The sequence below is a fragment of the Bartonella mastomydis genome (genome assembly GCF_900185775.1).
GTDB classification, from domain to species: domain Bacteria; phylum Pseudomonadota; class Alphaproteobacteria; order Rhizobiales; family Rhizobiaceae; genus Bartonella; species Bartonella elizabethae.
Window position 1 is genome coordinate 1 of record NZ_LT883129.1, and the last position, 950, is coordinate 950.

The window sequence follows — 950 nt, forward strand, 5'->3', positions numbered from 1 at the left end:
GAGAATGGTCAGTGGATTGCTCCAAGCTTTAAGGTTAACACTGTCAGCGAGGATGGTAGCAAGGTTGAAGAGAAGAGCTATGATGATGTAGCAAAAGCCTTTGCGAGTGTTGGTACATCTTTCAGCAATCTTCATAATGAAATGACGAATGCTGTTACGAATATTAACAATCAGATTAGCCAAGTTGTCAGTGATAGTCTTGTTAAGCAGGATGCTACAACGAGCCTCATCAACATTGGTAAAGAAGTAGCAGGCACTGAAATCAATATTGCCAACAAGGATAGTAAGGATCGTACACTTTCTGGTGTTAAGGCAGCCGTAAATGATAATGAAGCGGTTAATAAAGCTCAGCTTGATCAAAGTTTAGATCAGCTTTCTAACAGTCTTCAGTCAGATGATTCAGCGGTTGTTCTTTACGATAAGAAGGAAAATGGTGAGACTGATTATACAAATGTAACGCTTGGAAAAGGCTCAAATGCAGCCCCTGTTGCATTGCATAATGTTGCAGATGGTCAGATTGCAAAGAATTCGCATGATGCGGTTACGGGAGGTCAGATTAATACCCTCTCTCAAGATGTTGCAAAGTTCTTAGGTGGAGAAACATCCTTTAAAGATGGTACCTTTACAGGACCAACCTATAAGTTATCTCAGGTTGATGAAAAGGGAGAAGCGAAGCAGGCAGAGTTTAAAGATGTAGGTTCTGCGTTTACTGGTCTTGATACGAATATCAAGAATGTGAACAATCATCTCACGAATGTTGTTCAAGACTTTACTCAACAAATCACGGATATTACTCAAGAGGTTAAAGGTGATGCGTTGTTGTGGAGTGAAGATAAAGAGGCATTTGTAGCGACCCATGGCATTGATGCTGAGAAGAAGAATAGTAAGATCACATCTCTTGCGAATGGAGATATTACTGCAAACTCCACGGATGCGATCAATGGTTCTCA

1 pseudogene is annotated in these 950 nt (G+C 40.6%); it reads left to right on the forward strand.

The annotated features are described in order from the left end of the window. Positions 1–950: pseudogene (locus FJG96_RS08705) on the forward strand (hypothetical protein); the annotation flags it as partial.